Source organism: Polymorphobacter sp., assembly GCF_051860865.1.
Classification (GTDB): Bacteria; Pseudomonadota; Alphaproteobacteria; order Sphingomonadales; family Sphingomonadaceae; genus Sandarakinorhabdus.
Map to the genome: position 1 here is coordinate 1 of NZ_JBIMKZ010000070.1, position 17,072 is coordinate 17,072.

Genomic DNA, 17,072 nt, shown 5'->3' on the forward strand with positions numbered 1-17,072 from the left:
ACATGGGGGCGACGTTGGTCTTGGTGGTACGATATTCCGCCCTGTTGCTGCTGGGACTGCTCGCGCCAGCCGCGGCGCAGCCGGCAATACCCGTTCCGCCCCAAGCGGTCCAATCACCGCCCAACGACCCTGCACTGGCCCGACCCCTTGTCGGCGCCCCGGCAAGCTGGGTGCTGCCCGCTACCACACCGCCAGCGCCGCCGCAGGCCGGAGAATCAGCCGTCGTTCTGTTGCTGATGGACCAACAGACAAGGCTCGAGGCCAATGCCACAACCAACTATATCGCCACCGCCATTCGTATCGGGTCCGCACAGGCGCTCCAGGCTGCAGCGCTCGGCCTTTCCTGGGATCCGGCGCTGGAAACAACGACAGTTCATCATTATCGGCTCGTCCGCGACGGCAGACCGATCGACTTGCTGAAGGACGGCAGCGAATTGGTTGTGCTCAGGCGAGAAACCAACCTGGAACAGGCCGCGATCGATGGACAGCTGACCGCCACCCTGCAGCCCGACGACGTGCGCGTCGGTGACATCGTCGAACTGTCCTATTCCATCCGCCGGGCCGATCCCTCGACCACCGGGCGTGCCGAACATGTGGCGGCCATACCGGCACGCCTGCCCATCGGCCGCGCCCGCATTCGCATCTTGGCACCCGATGACATGCCCGTCAGGAGCAGGATCTTCCCTGGCCTTCCCGCGCTGAAAACCAGCAAGCGAAATGGCCGGCAGGAGCTTTTGTTCGACGCAACCAACCATGTGGCGCCCGAACCGCCCCGCGCGGCACCGCCTCGCTTCGGCCTCGTTAATGGACTGGAGGTAACCAACGCAACCAGCTGGTCAGACATTGCGCGCACCTTTGCCGGCCAATATGCCGAGGCGGCGCGGCTTGACCTCGATTCACCGCTGAAAGCCGAGGTCGTCCGCATCCGCAAGGCCTCACGCGATCCGCTCACACAGGCGGGCCTGGCGCTGGCGCTGGTGCAGGACCAGGTGCGTTACCTGCTGCTGACATTGGATGGTGGCGGCTATCGCCCCGCTTCGGCAGACATGACCTGGAAACGCAGGCTCGGCGACTGCAAGGCCAAGTCGGTGCTGCTGCTCGCACTGCTGACCGAATTAGGGATCGAGGCGCGTCCGCTGCTCGTAAATACCATGTTGGGAGACGCAGTGCCCGAAGCACTTCCGCGCGTTGCCATGTTCAACCATGTAATCGTCGAGGCCGTGATTGCCGGAAAGCACTATTGGCTGGACGGGACAGAGGCCGGGGAGACGCGGCTCGATCGTCTCCGCCCGCCTCGCTTCCGCTGGGGCCTGCCGCTGGTGGAAAGCACTACCGCCCTGGTCTCGATCCCCGAGCCTGTTGCCAGCACTCCCGATGTTCGCCAGCGGCTCGATATCGATGCCCGCGCGGGCCTGCTGGCCCCGGCGCCTGCCGAAGCCGAAATGCGTCTTTCGGGTCCGGGCGCCGTCGCCTGGCGGCTCGCTCTCAGGCAACTTTCCCCGGCAGATCGCATCAAGGTCCTTCGCCAGATGTGGCAGAAGCAGCATGATTTCATCACACCCAGTAGCGTCGACAGCCAGGAGGATCCAGCCAGCGGCGACCAGATCTTGAGCATGAAGGGCATGGCCCGCATGGACTGGGGTAATGAGCAGCCCGCCTGGTACGAAACGGATGGGTCGACATTGGGCTTCGAGATAAATATTCGCCGAGACGAAGGGCCCTTCAACGATGCGCCCTTTGGATTCGAGCATCCGGTGTGGACGGTTCGCAGCCAGACCATATTTCTTCCCCATGAAGGCCGAGGCTTCAAGCATAGCGGCAAGAACTATGATCGAACGGTCGGTATCCACGCCTTCGCGCGCAAGGCAACGCTCGAGGGCAATCGTTTTCATTTCGAAGGCAGCATGCGGTCGCTCGCCGGCGAGATCCCGGCGGTCGCCGCCCGCGCCGCTGAAACGGATTATCGACTGCTCGCAAACGAACAGCTGCATATTCGTGCGTCCGATGGCTATGTTCCGACGGCGGCCGATATCGCGGCGCTCAAGGCCGATACACCCGGCACGGTGGAAGCGTTGCTGCGGCGCGGGGTGCTGTTCGAGTCGGCTGGCGACACCGCAAGCGCGGCAGCAGATGGAGAAGCCGCGCTGAAACTGCAGCCCGGCCGTGCCGACACGCTGGGAAAGCTCGCCGCCTGGCTGAGGGTCGATAATCCGAAACGTGCCCGCGCGCTTGCCGAGCAGGCGTTGGCGATCGACCCTGCCCAGGCAAATGCACTGGCATTTCGTGCCGCACTGGCAATGACCGAAGGACGGCCGGCTGATGCTGAACGGGACTTCGCGGCCGCCATGGCAGCCCAGCCGCGCTGGGGTTATGCCGAAAATGGCCGCATCGCGGCGTTAATGGCGCTGGGTCGCAAGGAGGATGCGCGAGCGATCGCCCGCGACGTGGCCGCCCGCAGCGACAATCCGGAGGCGGCGGCCAACGTGGAATCTTTCTTTGCCACCAGGGACGACGCCTCGGTCAGAAAGCAGCTCGATACGCTGATCGCGGCCGATCCTGGCAACCACCGGCTGCTGCGCGATCGCGCCCATCTCCGGCTGCGGGCGAGCGACAAACCCGGCGCCCTCGCTGATCTTGAGGCCGCCATCAACGCTGCCAGCACGCCAGACGTATTTCGGGCTGCGCTGCTTCTTGAGCGGGCGCAGCTCAGGCCCGCGACGGACCGGGCGGCATGGACCGCCGACTTTGATCGCGCCGGCACGCTCGATCCGGATGTCGTCGGCCAGGTTGCGCTTGCGCGCGGCGTCATGGAGCAGCGCGCCGGCAACCTCGACGCCGCCGTTCGCGCCTTCGATGAAGCCGTGCGGCTCAAGCCGGAAGATGCCAAGATCCGCTTCATCCGGATTTACCAGTTGAAGGCAATGAAGCGTCTTACGCCCGAGCAAGCCGTTGATGCTATTGCCGACATAGTCGCCCGCAATCCGACCAATGCGACCTACTGGAATAATCTGTGTTGGGAAAAGGCAACGGAGAGGGTGCGCCTCGAGTCGGCCATGGCCGATTGCGACCGGGCGATGACCCTGTCGGCTGAAGTCGGCGCATTCCGCGACAGCCGGGCTTTCCTGCTGTTTCGCCTGAATCGCTTGCCGGAAGCGCTGGCAGAATATGACAAGGTGATCGCCGGCCAGCCCATTCCTGCCTCGTTGTTCGGTCGCGGTCTCGTGCGGCAGTCCATGGGCGATAGCAGCGGCGCCGCGACAGACTTTGCCGAAGCACGTCGTCGCAGCCCGGCCATAGACGGCTACTTCGCCCCCTATGGCCTGACAGCACCGACCACACCCGTTCAACCCTGAGCCGCGCTGCGGCCGCCAGGCCACTGCGTCGACAACAACTACTCCTGATTCAAGTCACCCCCGGACGATCATGGCCAACGTCATCGCTTGGCTCTGCAGCGCAATCGTCAGGCGAGTACATGCTCTTGCATCGCCCTGTGGAAATCCGCGATCGCCGGTTTGCCACGACATTTTTCCGCGCCTGACAATGTCCGCGCCAAGGTCGCAGCCGGGCAGACGGCGCGGAATTTTTATGGCCTTTTTATGCTTCTGCCTCGCCAAGCACATCGCGCGGTAATGCCTGTAACTGCTTGAACGACGTCGCAATCCTTGCGGAGTCGAGCAACGTCATGGCTTTTGATCTTGCACTTGGTGCGGCAGCGGCAGCTGTCGCATTTGTCTATCTGGTGGCCGTGCTGTTGCGGCCGGAGCGTTTTTGAGATGGCGGCCGTCAATGCGCCGCCGCTTCTGACCTGGCCGTTAGCGGCAAGTGCCGCGAGGCAAGCGTTCGTGAAGCTCGATCCGCGCCAGCTGGTGCGCAATCCGGTGATGGCCGTCACAGCGCTGGCGGCGTTGTTGGCGACCGTGCTGTGGCTGGTGGGCTGGTCAGGCGGTGGCGGAAAGCCACTGCTGGAAGGCCAGATCGTCGGCTGGCTGTGGGCGACCGTTCTGTTCGCCAATTTTGCCGAGGGCGTGGCCGAGGGGCGCGGCAAGGCGCAGGCCGGCTCGCTGAGGGCGACACGCGCGGAGTTGATGGCGAAGCGCCTGGTCGGCGTGGCGGACGCTTGGGAATATGTGCGGGCGACGACGCTCAAGGTGGGCGAGGAGGTCATCGTCGAGCCGGGAGACCTGATTCCGGCGGACGGCGAGGTGATCTCCGGCGCGGCATCGGTCAATGAGGCGGCCATCACCGGTGAATCGGCGCCCGTGATCCGCGAAGCCGGCGGTGACCGGTCGGCGGTAACGGCCGGCACGCGGTTGCTCGCCGGCACTATCGTGATGCGGGTGACGGCGGGTCCGGGGGAAAGCTTTCTCGATCGGATGATCGCGCTGGTCGAAGGCGCGGAACGGCAGAAGACGCCCAACGAGATTGCGCTGACCGTTCTGCTTGCCGGTCTGACGCTGATCTTTCTGGTGGTGGTGGCCACGTTGCCGGCGTTTGCCGCCTATGCGGGTGCGGCGATTTCCGTGCCGCTGCTGGTAGCACTGTTCATCACCCTGATCCCCACGACAATCGCTGGCCTGCTGTCGGCCATCGGGATCGCCGGCATGGACCGGCTGGTGCGTTTCAACGTGCTGGCCAAATCCGGTCGAGCGGTCGAGGCAGCCGGCGACGTTGACACGCTGCTCATCGACAAGACCGGGACCATCACCATCGGCGACCGTCAGGCGACCGAGTTCATTGCGGTCCCGGGTATGGCGCGTGCGCGACTCGTTGCGGCGGCACGGTTGGCGAGCCTCGCCGACGAGACGCCGGAAGGCCGTTCAATCGTGGCGCTGGCCGGCGACGGCGACGCGCTGCCGGCAAACGCGCAGATCATCGAGTTTTCGCCCGCCACGCGGGTATCGGGGGTGACGCTGGAAGGCCGCGAAATCGTCAAAGGCGCGGTGGATGCCGTGCTGCGCCGGATCGGTGGGGTAGACGCGACGCATCTGAAGGCCATCTCGGACGGCATTGCCCGCGGTGGTGGGACCCCGTTGGCAGTGGCCGAGAATGGCGAACTGCTGGGCGTGATCCACCTGAAGGACATTGTGAAAGCCGGCATCCGCGAGCGCTTCGGCGAGCTCAGGCGCATGGGCATTCGCACGGTGATGATCACCGGAGACAATCCGCTCACCGCGGCGGCCATCGCAGCCGAATCCGGGGTGGACGATTTTCTGGCCGAGGCAACGCCCGAGGACAAGCTGGCTCTTATCCGCAAGGAACAGGCAGGCGGCCGACTGGTGGCAATGTGCGGCGATGGCACCAACGACGCGCCCGCATTGGCCCAGGCCGATGTCGGCGTGGCCATGAACACCGGAACTCAAGCCGCGCGCGAGGCCGGTAACATGATCGACCTCGACAATGACCCGACCAAGCTGATCGAGGTGGTCGGGATCGGCAAACAATTGCTGATGACGCGCGGCGCGCTGACCACATTCTCGGTGGCCAATGACGTGGCGAAGTATTTCGCCATCCTGCCGGCGATCTTCATCGTCATCTATCCGAGACTCGACGCCCTCAACCTGATGCGCCTTGAAAGCCCGGAATCCGCCGTGCTGTCCGCCATCATCTTCAATGCCTTGATCATTCCGGCGCTGGTGCCACTGGCGCTGAAGGGGGTGCGCTACAAGCCCGCGCCCGCCGCCGAACTGCTGACCCGCAATCTGGCTGTCTATGGCTTGGGCGGGCTGATCGTTCCGTTCCTCGGCATCAAGATGATCGACATCGTCATCACCACCCTCAACCTCGTGTGAAAGCGAACACCATGCGTGCCACTGTTCCCGCGCTGATGCTCATGGCGGCGCCCGTTTCGGCCCAGACCGTGCCTACGGCTTCCACTGCGGAATCCGCCATTTGCACGGACCGGCCGACCAAGAGCAACTTTGCCTGCACCGTGCCCAAGGGAATGGTGCAGATCGAGACCGATCTCTTCAGCTGGCAGACCTCGCAGAGCGAAGACGGTCAGGGGGGCGGGGAGCGAGCGGATGTGCTGGTGTTCAGCAATCCCACCCTCAAGTTCGGCCTGTCGGACAGCAGCGACCTCCAGTTCAACTGGTCACCCTATGCGCGCGCCCGTAGCCGGGACGCCGCCGGCCGTGTCAGCATCAACCAGGGCATCGGCGATCTGACCGTGCGCTACAAGCAACGGCTGACCGCGCCGGAGGGCCCTTTCCAGCTTGCCCTTTTGCCCTTTATCAAATTGCCCACGGCGCCATCAAGCATCGGCAATGGCAAGGTGGAGGGCGGCATCGCCTTGCCCGTCAACTACAGCATCGATGGCGGCTGGACGGTCACACTGGGCCCGCAGCTCGATGTGCGGGCCGACAGTGACGGAGACGGACACCATGTCGGTGTGACCGGCCTCGTCAACCTTGCCAAGCAGTTCGGCCCGTTCACACTCTACAACGAAATCTGGACCTCGCAGGCGTTCGATCCGTCGGGGACAGTGCGCCAGTGGAGCTATGACGTGGCACTGGCGTGGCTGCCGACGCCCAACTGGCAATTCGATGCCGGCGCCAACATCGGGCTCAATCGCACCACGCCCGATCTGGTCAGCTACATCGGCATTTCAACCCGTTTCTGAAGGTGTGGCTCATGATCGAAGCCGTTCTGCTCATCATCATCGTGGTCGGTGGCACAGCGCTGCTGTCATGGCCGCTCGGGCGCTATCTGGCCTGGGCGATGGACCCGCCTGCGGGCGATGCGCGCGCCGCACGCGTCGGTGGCGGTCTTGCCCGGCTGCTGGGGCAGGGTGCCGTCGCCGGACAAGGCTGGAGACCCTATCTCGGCCAGCTTCTGGCCTTCAACGCCGCCATGTTCGGCTTCGTGTTCCTGATCCTGGCCGTGCAGCAGCATTTGCCGCTCAATCCGGACGGCAAGGGAGCCCTGTCGCTCGATCTGATATTCAATACCGCCGCATCGTTCACCACCAATACCAACCTCCAGCATTATTCAGGCGAGCAGCAGCTCAGCTATCTGGCGCAGATCGGCGGCCTGATGTGGCTGCAGTTTGTCAGCGCTGCGACCGGGCTGGCAGCACTTGTGGCGCTAGCGCGCGGCCTGGCGGGACGCACCGACATGGGCAATTTCTTCATGGATCTGGCGCGCGCCACCTTTCTGGTGCTGGTGCCGGTGGCGCTCGTCTGGGCAATCGGGCTGGCGCTTCTCGGCACGCCGATGACCTTCGCCGGCGCGGCACAGGCTGTCACGCTGGAGGGGGCGCAGCAAATAATCGCACGAGGACCGGTGGCGGCGTTTGTCGCCATCAAGCAGCTGGGGACCAATGGTGGCGGCTATTTCGGGCCGAATTCGACCCATCCGTTCGAGAATGTGAACTTCTGGACCAACATATTGCAGATGATCGCCATCCTGCTGATCCCGATGGCGTGCGTCTGGTTGTTCGGGCGCATTCTCGGCCGTATCGGACATGCCAAGCTGGTGTTCGGGGTCATGCTCGGTTTCCTTGTCGTCAAGGTCGGCCTTGCCGTCTGGGCGGAGACAGCGCCAAATGCCGCCTTTGCCGGCCTGCCGATCACCGCAGAAGCCGGCAATCTGGAGGGGAAGGAGCTGCGCTTCGGCACCACCACGGGGCCGCTGTGGGCGGTGCTGACAACGGCCACCAGCAACGGCTCGGTCGGTGCGATGCACGACAGTCTCAACCCGTTGGCCGGGCTCCTGCCGATGGTCGACATGTGGCTCAACGCCACCTTCGGCGGCATCGGCGTCGGCATGATCAACATGTTCCTCTATCTCGTCGTCGCGGTGTTCCTCGCCGGCATGCTGATCGGGCGAACGCCGGCCTATCTCGGCCACAAGGTGGAGGCCCGCGAGGTGCGGCTGGCGATATTGGCGCTGTTGTTCCATGCGCTGTTCATCCTGGGCGGTACGGCGCTGTTCGCGGCGACCGGCCTGGGTGCCGGCACCACCTTCAATCCCGGCCCGCACGGGTTTTCACAGATCCTGTACGAGTTCACCTCGTCCGCCGCCAACAACGGCTCGGGCTTCGAGGGGCTGGGAGACAATACGCCAGCGTGGAACATTGCCACCGGGCTGGTCATGCTGTTCGCCCGCTTCCTGCCGATCGTCCTGCCCTTTGCCATCGTCGGTGCGTTCATGGCCAAGCCGCGTGCCGCCGAGGGTGACGGCACGCTGGCCCCGGAAAGCAGCACGTTCGCACTGATGCTCGGCGTCACCATCATCATCTTCGGCGCCCTCACCTTCCTGCCCGCTGCAGCGCTCGGCCCGATCGCCGAGCAGCTGTCAGCCCATGCGTCCTGATTGGAGAGCGAAATGCTGATTTCCTCTGTCATGCGTCTCTTCGGCCTCACCCTTTTCATCTGCTCGGGGCTCTACACGCTCGCTGTGCTGGCCGTGGCGCAGCTGGCCAATCCGGCTGGCGCCGACGGCCAGTTGCTGCGCGGCGCCGGCGGGCAGGTCGTGGGCAGCCGGCAGATCGCCCAAGCCTTCACCTCGCCGGCCTATCTCTGGCCGCGCCCGTCAGCAGCGGCGTATAATGGCGCCGCCGCAGCCGGCTCCAACCTCGCTGTCTCCAACCCTAAACTGCGGGAGCGGGCCGAAGCCGATGTGATGCGCTACGGTGCGACAGCCGATCGACCGCTGCCCCAGGAGCTGGCCACGGCCTCAGGCGGAGGGCTTGATCCGCATGTGACGCTGGAAGCAGCACTCTGGCAGGTGCCGCGCATTGCCGAGGCGCGCGGTGCGCCGGAAGCGGCGGTTCGCGCCGTCATCGAGCGGCAGGTCGAAGCGCCGGGCGGGCCGCTACTTGCCGTGCGGCTGATCAACGTATTGGCCACAAATATGGCCCTCGATACGGCATTTCCGCTAAAGTCTACGAGTGGCTGAACCGGACCGTCCTCAAGCTGACGCGCTTTTGAAGCAGGCCGCCCGCGAAGCCCGCGGGCGGCTGAAGGTGTTGCTCGGCGCAGCGCCGGGCGTCGGCAAGACCTATGAGATGCTGCGGGAGGGCGCCGAACGGCTCCAGCGCGGCGAGGACGTGGTGGTCGGGCTGGTTGAAACCCACGACCGCGTCGAGACCGCGGCGATGCTGGCCCCCTTCGAAATCGTGCCCCGCCGGCAACAACTGCACGAAGGCCATGCGCTGGGCGAGATGGACCTTGATGCGCTCATCGCCCGGCGACCGGCGGTGGCGCTGGTCGACGAACTCGCACATAGCAATGCGCCCGGCAGTCGCCACCCCAAGCGCTGGCAGGATATCGAGGAACTGCGCGATGCCGGCATCGACGTCATCACCACGCTCAATATCCAGCATGTCGAGAGCCTCAACGATATCGTTGCCAGCTTCGCGCAGGTGCGGGTGCGCGAGACCGTGCCCGATCATGTGCTCGAGGATGCCGAGATCGAGGTCGTCGATTTGCCGGCCGACGAGCTTATCGCCCGGCTGAAGGCCGGCAAGGTCTATGCCCCGCCAGAGGCGGAACGGGCGCTGGGCAATTTCTTCCGCAAGACCAATCTCCAGGCGCTGCGCGAAATGGCGCTGCGCCGCGCCGCGCAGGTCGTCGACCGCCAGATGCTCGATCAGGTCAACGCCAGCGGCGTGCCGGGGCAATGGCCCGCCGGCGAACGGCTGCTGGTCGCGGTGTCGGATGCACCGGGATCGGACCAGGTCGTGCGGGCCGGCAAGCGGCTGGCCGATGCGATGAAAGCGCCATGGACCGCCATCGTCGTCGAAACGCCGCGCGTCGCCGGGCTGGATGGCCCAGCCCGCCAGCGCCTGGCCGAAGCCCTGCAACTCGCCGTCACGCTGGGCGGCGTCATCACCACCGAACCGGCGGCAACGGTGGCTGAAGGGCTGACGGCGCACATTGCCGAGCACCGGGTGACGCAACTGGTGCTCGGAAAGTCCCGGCGTGACTGGTGGTTCGAGCTGCGCCATGGATCGGTCGTCGATCGGCTGGTGCGCGAGACGGCTGGAGTCTCCGTGCACGTCGTGCCGCTCGCCGCCGCGCCGGTCCCGCCGGACGCATTGAAGCGGCAAAAGGTCGATGGCAGGGGTATCGGCCTTGGTATCGCCGCATCGGTGTTGACGGTTGTTCTCGGGCTGGCGCTGGCGCCGCTGATCGGCAGTGGCGCGGTCGTGCTGTTGTTCCTGTTGCCGGTGCTGCTGGCCGCCAGCTGGCACGGGTTGCAGGCCGGTCTCGCCGCCTCCTTCGCATCGGCCCTTGGCTATAATTATTTTTTCGTCCCGCCGCTTCACACCTTCACCATTGCCGACCCGGCCAATGTCGCCACCGTCGTATTGCTGGCACTCGTCGCGATTGTCGTCAGCCAGCTCGCCAGTCGCCTTGCCACGCGCGCCAGCATCGGCAGTCGCCAGGCACGGGAGAATGCGGCGCTGGCGGCGTTCGGCCAGCGCCTCGCGGCCCTTTCCAGCGAAGTCGACACGGCCGAGACGATCACAGGCGAACTGGCCAGGCTTTTCGATGTCGTGACCGTCCTGTTGGTGGCCGATGGTTGCGGCAGCCTGCGCCAGGTCGCCGCCAGTGCGACCGAGATTCGGCTCGACGCCATCGATCTGGCATCCGCCAGCTGGGCGCTGGAGCGTGGGACCGCTTCGGGCGCATCCACCGATACGCTGTCAGCAGGTGACTGGCAGTTCCACCCCCTTGCCACCTCGCTCGGCGTTCTGGCGGTGGTGGGGATCACCAAGCCCGACGGCGGAGCCCCCCTGGCGCCCGACCGTGCGCTGCTGTTCACCACGATCGTGGGCCAGGCCGCGCTGGCCTGGGAACGCATCCGGCTGGAGGCCGACGCCCGCGGGGTGGCGGAACTGCGCAGCCGCGACGAGCTCCGCTCCACCCTGCTCGCCTCGATCGGCCATGACCTGCGCACACCCCTGACAGCGGTGGTCGGCGCCGTGGAAGCGCTGCAGGCAGAAGGCGTTTCGGGACCGACAATGGAGCTGCTCCGCGTCGAGACCCGGCGGCTCAACCGCTTCTTCGCCGACCTGATCGACATGACCCGCGTCGAGGCCGGCGCCCTCGCACCGCAGCTTCAACCGGTTGATCTCACCGACGCCGTGGCGGCGGCACTCGCCGACACCGGTGCCGACCTCGCCGGCCACCGGCTCGAGATCGCCGTGCCGGCCGATCTCCCGCTGGTCGAGACCGATCCGCGGCTGCTTCACCATATGCTCATCAACCTTCTCTCCAATGCGGCCACCTACACGTCGCCGGGCACCAGGGTCGGCGTTACAGCGGGGCTAACAACTGGGGGTATGCTCGAACTGGTGATCGACGATGATGGCCCCGGGCTGCCGCCGGCGCTGGCAGACCGTATTTTCGACCGCTTTCAGCGCGGTGAGGTTTCGGATCGCACCGGCGGCACCGGCCTTGGCCTTGCCATCGTCCGCGGCTTTGGCGACGCGCTCGGCATTGTGACCATGGCCGCCAACCGGCCGCAGGGCGGTGCCCGTTTCACGCTCGGCTTCCCGGCTGCCCGCCTGGTGCATACCAGCGAGGACGCTGCGGCGTGAGCGCGCGCATTCTCTGCATCGACGATGAAGTCTCGATCCGTCGGCTGCTGCGCGGCGCCCTCGAGCGGGGCGGCTTCCTAGCCACCGAGGCCGATACGGCCACCTCCGGGATGGCCGCCGCCCGGCGCGACAAGCCCGACCTTATTCTGCTCGATCTCGGCCTGCCTGATCGCGATGGCCTCGAACTGGTACCGATGCTGGCCCGCGACCATGCGGTGATCGTGCTGACGGCCCGCGACGAGTCCGCGGAAAAGGTCGCCGCACTCGATCTGGGCGCTGTCGATTATGTCGTGAAGCCGTTCGACAGCGAAGAATTGCTCGCCCGCGTCCGGGTGGCGCTACGCAATCGTGCCCGCGCCACGGCCGGGCACGAGATCGTCGAGGCCGGCGCCATTCGCATCGATCTGGCGTCGCGGGACGTGCGGCGCGACGGCAACTCGCTGCACCTCCCGCCGCGCGAATTCGACCTGTTGCTCGAACTGGCCCGGCACCATGACCGCGTTCTTACACACCGCCATCTGCTCACCCGCGTCTGGGGTCCAGCCCATGCCCAAGATGTCGCCTATCTGCGCGTGGCAATCCGTGCCCTCAGGGCCAAGCTCGAAGTCGACCCCGCGCGCCCCAAACTCATCCAAAATGACCCCGGCGTTGGTTACCGGCTGGTGGTCAGCGGCGGCGGGTAACATCGCTCAAACGCATGGACGCGCCAGCAACACGCCTTCCAAATTTTGCGATGCTGATCACCGAGTATCACCGTTTGGATCAGCCAGCCAAAGGCCGTGGCGGAGAGGGTGGGATTCGAACCCACGGTGAGCTTGCACCCACAACGGTTTTCGAGACCGTCCCGATCGACCACTCTGGCACCTCTCCGCGAGGGCATGGCACGCACTGCGCGACACCGGCCGAAGAGCGGCGATAGCCGATGCAACCGCATCTTGCCAAGCCTTGGATTGCGCGACCCTTCACGAATGCCAAAGCATGCCTATATTCAGTTCACCCATCCCCGTTCCCGTACCCACGAGGAGATCAAGGACAGCCGAATGACCACAACCTCCCCCGACGATGCCCCCGCGCCCACCACCGGTGCCCCGCCCACGCCTGCGATGTTCACCATCGGTGATGTCGTCAAGCATCGGCTGTTCCCGTTCCGCGGCGTTATCTTCGATGTCGATCCGGTCTTCAACAATACCGAGGAATGGTGGACCGCTATCCCCGAGGACGTCCGGCCGCGCAAGGATCAGCCCTTCTACCACCTGCTCGCCGAGAATGAGGACGCGGCCTATGTCGCCTATGTCAGCCAGCAGAACCTGATCCTCGATGCGCATGGCGAGCCTGTGCAGCACCCCGCCGTCACCCAGATGTTCTCCACCTATGTCGACGGCCGCTACCTGCTACGGCCGGAAATTCGCAACTGACGCCCCACGGCCCCCGTCATTCGGGGGCCGTGATGCCATGGGCCTGCAGCAGGAACGCATATTCCTCCGCCAGCTCCTCCAGCGCCGCATAGCGGCCGGACTTGCCGCCGTGCCCCGCCCCCATGTTGGTCTTCAGGATGAGCGGGTTGGTATCGGTCTTCAGCGTCCGCAACTTCGCCACCCATTTTGCCGGCTCCCAATAGGTGACGCGCGGGTCGTTCAGCCCGGCGGTCACCATCAGCGGCGGATAGGCCCCGGCCTTCGCCTGGTCATAGGGTGAATAGCTGCGGATCAGGTCGAACGCCCGCTTGTCGGTGATCGGGTTGCCCCATTCCGGCCATTCGCCCGGCGTCAACGGCAGGCTGTCGTCGAGCATGGTATTGAGCACGTCGACGAACGGAACATCGGCCACTATCGCGCGCCACAGTTCGGGCGCATCGTTGATCACCACCCCCATCAGCTCGCCGCCCGCAGACCCGCCGCTGGCGCTGATCCCGCCGACCGCGCCATAGCCCTTCGCCGCCAGCCCGCGCGCCACGTCGATGAAGTCGTAGAAGGTGTTGGTCCGCTTCTCCAGCTTGCCGTCGAGGTACCAGTTATGGCCCAGGTCATCCCCGCCGCGGATATGGGCGATGGCAAAACCCACGCCTCGGTCGAGCAGGCTCAGCCGGCTGGCCGAGAAGCCAGGTGGAATCGCATAGCCATAGGCGCCATAGCCATAGAGATGCAGCGCGCCGCTGCCATCCTTCGGCCAGCCCTTCCGATAGACCACCGACACCGGCACCATCACCCCGTCGCGTGCCGGCAGCATCAGCCGCTCGGTCTCGTAGCGCGAGACGTCATAACCGGACGGGATCTGCTGCACCTTGCGGGTCACCAGCACAGCCCGCGCCACATCATAATCGAACACTGTCGCCGGCGTGACCATCGAGGCATAGCCGATCCGCAGCAGGGGCGCGTCCGGCTCGCGGTTGTCGCCGATCTCGGCGGTATAGCTCGCCTCGGGGAAGGTCACCCGCGTCTCCCGCCCGTCCGCGAATCGCAGCCGCACCTGGTCGAGCCCCCGGTCGCGCTCGGTCACCGCCAGAAAGCTGGTGAAAGCGCTGATCCCGCGAATATAAAAGCGATCGCTGCCCTCGATCAGCGTCGTCCATTCTCCCGGCGCACGTACCGGCGCCGTCGCAACCCGAAAGTTCGGATGGCTGTCGTTGCTCCGGACATAAAGCGTATCCCCTGACACATCGACATCATATTCATGCCCCACCTCGCGCGCCCGAACGAGCAACGGCGCCGTTTCCGGCGCATCGGCGGGGATCAGCCGCACCTCGCTCGTCACCTTGTCGCCGGCCGCGATGATCAGCCAGCGCCCGTCCTGGCTGGTCCCCACCCCGACCGAAAACCCCTGGTCCGGCTCCTCGTACAGCGTCCTGTCCGGCCCTTCGGCCCCCAGCCGGTGCAGCCGGATCCGGAATGACCGCCAGTTGTCATTGACCTCGGTCCAGGCCAGCGCGCGCGAATCCGCCGTCCATTCGGGCACACCGATGCTGGTCGTTGCCACCGTGGCGACATCGGCGCCGCTGGCGATATCGCGCACCTTCAGCGTAAACCGCTCGGCGCCATTGTCGTCATAGGCATAGGCCAGCAACAGCCCATCCGGGCTCACCTTGATGCCAGCCAGCCGGAAATAATCCTTGCCCGCGGCCAGCGCTGGTTCGGACAGCAGCAGCTCGTCCACCCCACCCCCAACCGGCCGCCGCCACCATTGCCGATACTGGCCCCCGGTCTCGAACGCCCACCAATATTCATAGGCCCCGTCCTTCACCGGCACGCTCGATTCGTCCGGCGTCACCCGCCCTTTCAGCTCCTCGAACAGCGTCGCCACCAGCGGCTTCAGCGGCGCCATATGCGCCTCGTACCAGCGGTTCTCCGCCTCCAGATAGGCCAGCACCTCGGGATCACTGACCTTCGGATAGCCGGGGTCGCGCAGCCACGCCCAGGGGTCGGAGACGGTCTCGCCATGCCACACCCGGCTGGACGGCCGCTCCCCCGCCACCGGCGGGCGCCCGGCTGCCATACTCCCGGTCGCCATACCCATGTCTGCCCCTGCCGCTGCCATCATCAACACTCCCACCAACGCCATCCGCCACATCATACGCCACCTCGCTGCGGGTGGCGCCGGCCAGGCCCAACCGCTATCTGTGCCTGATGACAGACCTAGCAACCAACCCCCCGATGTCCAGCCATGCCCGCCTCGCCGCGCTGCGCGACGCGATGGCGCAACAGGGTCTCGATGGCTTCGTCATTCCCCTAACCGACGAACACATGTCCGAATATGTCGGCGGCTATGCCCAGCGCCTGCAGTGGCTGACCGGCTTCGAAGGCTCGGCCGGCAGCGCCGTCGTCCTCGCCGACAAGGCTGCCATCTTCACCGACGGCCGCTACACGCTCCAGGTCCGGGACCAGGTCGACGCCAGCCTCTTTGCCTATGAGGACATCCCCGCCACCAGCCCGGCCAGCTGGCTCGAGGCCAACGCGGCTGCCGGCCAGAAGATCGGCCATGATCCATGGCTCCATACCCGCGCCTGGGCCCGGGACACCGCCGCCCGCCTCGCCGCCCGCGGCGCCACCCTCATCACCGTCACTCACAACCCTGTCGACACGGTCTGGACCAGCCGCCCGGCCCCCTCGCTCGCCCCGCTCGAAGTCCATGATCTCGCCCATGCCGGGCAGAGCGCCGCCGACAAGCGCGCCGCCATCGCCGCCTCGCTGCGCGCCGAGCCGGCAGACACCCTCGTCGTCACCGCCCTCGATTCCCTGGCCTGGCTGCTCAACATCCGCGGCAAGGACGTCGCCCGCACCCCCGTCGCCCTCGCCTTCGCCCTCGTCCACGCCGATGCCAGCGTCGACCTGTTCGTCGCCCCCGAAAAACTCACCCCCGAGGTCCGCGCCCATCTCGGCGACGCCGTTCGCTGCCACCCCCGCACCAATTTCGCCGCCCATCTCGCCAGCCTCGCCGGCCGCCGCGTCGTCGCCGACCCCGCCGGCGCCGTCGCCGCCATCTTCCAGGCGCTGGAAACCGCCGGCGCCACCATCATCGAGGCCCGCGATCCCTGCATCCTCGCCAAGGCCATCAAGAACCCCACCGAAATCGCCGGCAGCCGCGCCGCCCATGTCCGGGACGGCGCCGCCGTCACCCGCTTCCTCCACTGGATTGCCACCCAGGCCCAGGACGGCACCATCGACGAGCTCACGGCCTCCAACCATCTCCACGCGCTCCGCCGCGAGACCAACCAGCTCGAAGACCTGTCCTTCGACACCATCTCCGGCAGCGGCCCAAACGGCGCCATCGTTCATTACCGCGCCAGTCCCGCCACCAACCGCCCGCTCGCGCCCGGCTCTCTCTACCTCGTCGATTCCGGCGGCCAGTACCGGGACGGCACCACCGACGTCACCCGCACCCTCGCCATCGGCACCCCCAGCGCCGAAATGAAGGACCGCTACACCCGCGTCCTCAAGGGCCATATCGCGCTCGGCAACGCCGTCTTCCCCGATGGCACGCGCGGCGGCCAGCTCGATGTGCTCGCCCGCCACGCACTCTGGGCCGCCGGCCTCGATTACGCCCATGGCACCAGCCACGGCGTCGGCAGCTACCTCGCCGTCCATGAAGGCCCGCAACGCATCGCCACCGCCGGCAGCGACGAACCGCTTCGCGCCGGCATGATCCTCTCCAACGAACCCGGCTACTACAAGGCCGGCGCCTACGGCATCCGCATCGAAAACCTCGTCCTCGTCACCCCCACCGATATCCCCGGCGCCGAAAAGCCCATGCTCCGCTTCGAACCCCTCACCCTCGCCCCCCTCGACCGCACCCTCATCGACCTCGCGCTGCTTACCCCCGCCGAACGCCAATGGGTCGATAATTACCACGCCCATGTCCGCACCACGCTGACCCCGCTGTTGCCTTCGGAAACCGCCACCTGGCTCGCCTCGGCGACGGCGCCCTTGTAAGGAAGAGGGGCCTCCGGCGGGGGGGGGGGGGGCCCCCGCCCCCCACCAGGGGCGGTAGCGGCGAGGGGGCGGGGGGGGGTATGGGGGGGGGGGTGACAGGG

General features: G+C 66.3%; 11 protein-coding genes and 1 tRNA gene. 10 read left to right on the forward strand and 2 right to left on the reverse strand.

Translation table 11 applies throughout. From position 1 onward, the window contains the following. Positions 1–170 precede the first annotated feature (170 nt). From ACTIFJ_RS12205 to ACTIFJ_RS12240, 8 genes are all read left to right on the forward strand, one after another. The gene (locus tag ACTIFJ_RS12205; protein ID WP_439534386.1) at positions 171–3,353 is read left to right on the forward strand and encodes a DUF3857 domain-containing protein; all 3,183 of its coding nucleotides are present in this window, start codon (positions 171–173) and stop codon (positions 3,351–3,353) included. Positions 3,354–3,682: 329 nt separating this feature from the next. Next, positions 3,683–3,772, forward strand: a complete 90-nt coding sequence (locus ACTIFJ_RS12210; protein WP_439534394.1) for a potassium-transporting ATPase subunit F — start codon at positions 3,683–3,685, stop codon at positions 3,770–3,772. Position 3,773: 1 nt separating this feature from the next. Next, a complete protein-coding gene (gene kdpB / locus ACTIFJ_RS12215) occupies positions 3,774–5,789 on the forward strand; it encodes a potassium-transporting ATPase subunit KdpB (RefSeq protein WP_439534395.1) in 2,016 nt (671 codons plus the stop codon). Positions 5,790–5,800: 11 nt separating this feature from the next. Beyond that, complete coding sequence (locus tag ACTIFJ_RS12220; RefSeq protein WP_439534387.1) at positions 5,801–6,619, forward strand: transporter; 819 nt, start codon at positions 5,801–5,803, stop codon at positions 6,617–6,619. Positions 6,620–6,630: 11 nt separating this feature from the next. After that, on the forward strand, positions 6,631–8,313 hold the full coding sequence (gene kdpA, locus ACTIFJ_RS12225) for a potassium-transporting ATPase subunit KdpA (RefSeq protein ID WP_439534388.1): 1,683 nt from the start codon (positions 6,631–6,633) through the stop codon (positions 8,311–8,313). A gap of 12 nt (positions 8,314–8,325) precedes the next feature. Then, a complete protein-coding gene (locus ACTIFJ_RS12230; protein ID WP_439534389.1) occupies positions 8,326–8,898 on the forward strand; it encodes a potassium-transporting ATPase subunit C in 573 nt (190 codons plus the stop codon). Continuing rightward, positions 8,891–11,548, forward strand: a complete 2,658-nt coding sequence (locus tag ACTIFJ_RS12235) for a DUF4118 domain-containing protein (RefSeq protein ID WP_439534390.1) — start codon at positions 8,891–8,893, stop codon at positions 11,546–11,548. The genes ACTIFJ_RS12230 and ACTIFJ_RS12235 overlap by 8 nt, the downstream gene beginning before the upstream one ends. After that, positions 11,545–12,231, forward strand: coding sequence for a response regulator (locus tag ACTIFJ_RS12240; protein WP_439534391.1), 687 nt, complete (start codon positions 11,545–11,547; stop codon positions 12,229–12,231). The genes ACTIFJ_RS12235 and ACTIFJ_RS12240 overlap by 4 nt, the downstream gene beginning before the upstream one ends. A gap of 97 nt (positions 12,232–12,328) precedes the next feature. Here the strand turns inward: ACTIFJ_RS12240 and ACTIFJ_RS12245 are convergent. Continuing rightward, a tRNA-Ser gene (locus tag ACTIFJ_RS12245) sits at positions 12,329–12,418 on the reverse strand. A gap of 170 nt (positions 12,419–12,588) precedes the next feature. Between ACTIFJ_RS12245 and hspQ the strand changes: the two genes are divergently transcribed. After that, the gene (gene hspQ, locus ACTIFJ_RS12250; RefSeq protein ID WP_439534392.1) at positions 12,589–12,963 is read left to right on the forward strand and encodes a heat shock protein HspQ; all 375 of its coding nucleotides are present in this window, start codon (positions 12,589–12,591) and stop codon (positions 12,961–12,963) included. Positions 12,964–12,979: 16 nt separating this feature from the next. Here hspQ and ACTIFJ_RS12255 read toward each other — a convergent pair whose 3' ends face one another. Further along, positions 12,980–15,058, reverse strand: coding sequence for a S9 family peptidase (locus ACTIFJ_RS12255; protein WP_439534393.1), 2,079 nt, complete (start codon positions 15,056–15,058; stop codon positions 12,980–12,982). Positions 15,059–15,195: 137 nt separating this feature from the next. On the opposite strand from ACTIFJ_RS12255, the gene ACTIFJ_RS12260 reads away from it, so the two are divergent. After that, positions 15,196–16,971: an aminopeptidase P family protein gene (locus ACTIFJ_RS12260; RefSeq protein ID WP_439534396.1), complete on the forward strand. Its 1,776-nt coding sequence runs from the start codon at positions 15,196–15,198 to the stop codon at positions 16,969–16,971. Positions 16,972–17,072: the final 101 nt, after the last annotated feature.

Coding starts and splice junctions, on each gene's coding strand:
- ACTIFJ_RS12220 (WP_439534387.1), top strand. CDS start 5,801: ATGCGTGCCACTGTTCCCGCGCTGATGCTCATGGCGGCGCCCGTTTCG.
- ACTIFJ_RS12210 (WP_439534394.1), top strand. CDS start 3,683: ATGGCTTTTGATCTTGCACTTGGTGCGGCAGCGGCAGCTGTCGCATTT.
- ACTIFJ_RS12260 (WP_439534396.1), top strand. CDS start 15,196: ATGTCCAGCCATGCCCGCCTCGCCGCGCTGCGCGACGCGATGGCGCAA.
- kdpA (WP_439534388.1), top strand. CDS start 6,631: ATGATCGAAGCCGTTCTGCTCATCATCATCGTGGTCGGTGGCACAGCG.
- ACTIFJ_RS12230 (WP_439534389.1), top strand. CDS start 8,326: ATGCTGATTTCCTCTGTCATGCGTCTCTTCGGCCTCACCCTTTTCATC.
- hspQ (WP_439534392.1), top strand. CDS start 12,589: ATGACCACAACCTCCCCCGACGATGCCCCCGCGCCCACCACCGGTGCC.
- kdpB (WP_439534395.1), top strand. CDS start 3,774: ATGGCGGCCGTCAATGCGCCGCCGCTTCTGACCTGGCCGTTAGCGGCA.
- ACTIFJ_RS12255 (WP_439534393.1), bottom strand. CDS start 15,058: ATGGGTATGGCGACCGGGAGTATGGCAGCCGGGCGCCCGCCGGTGGCG.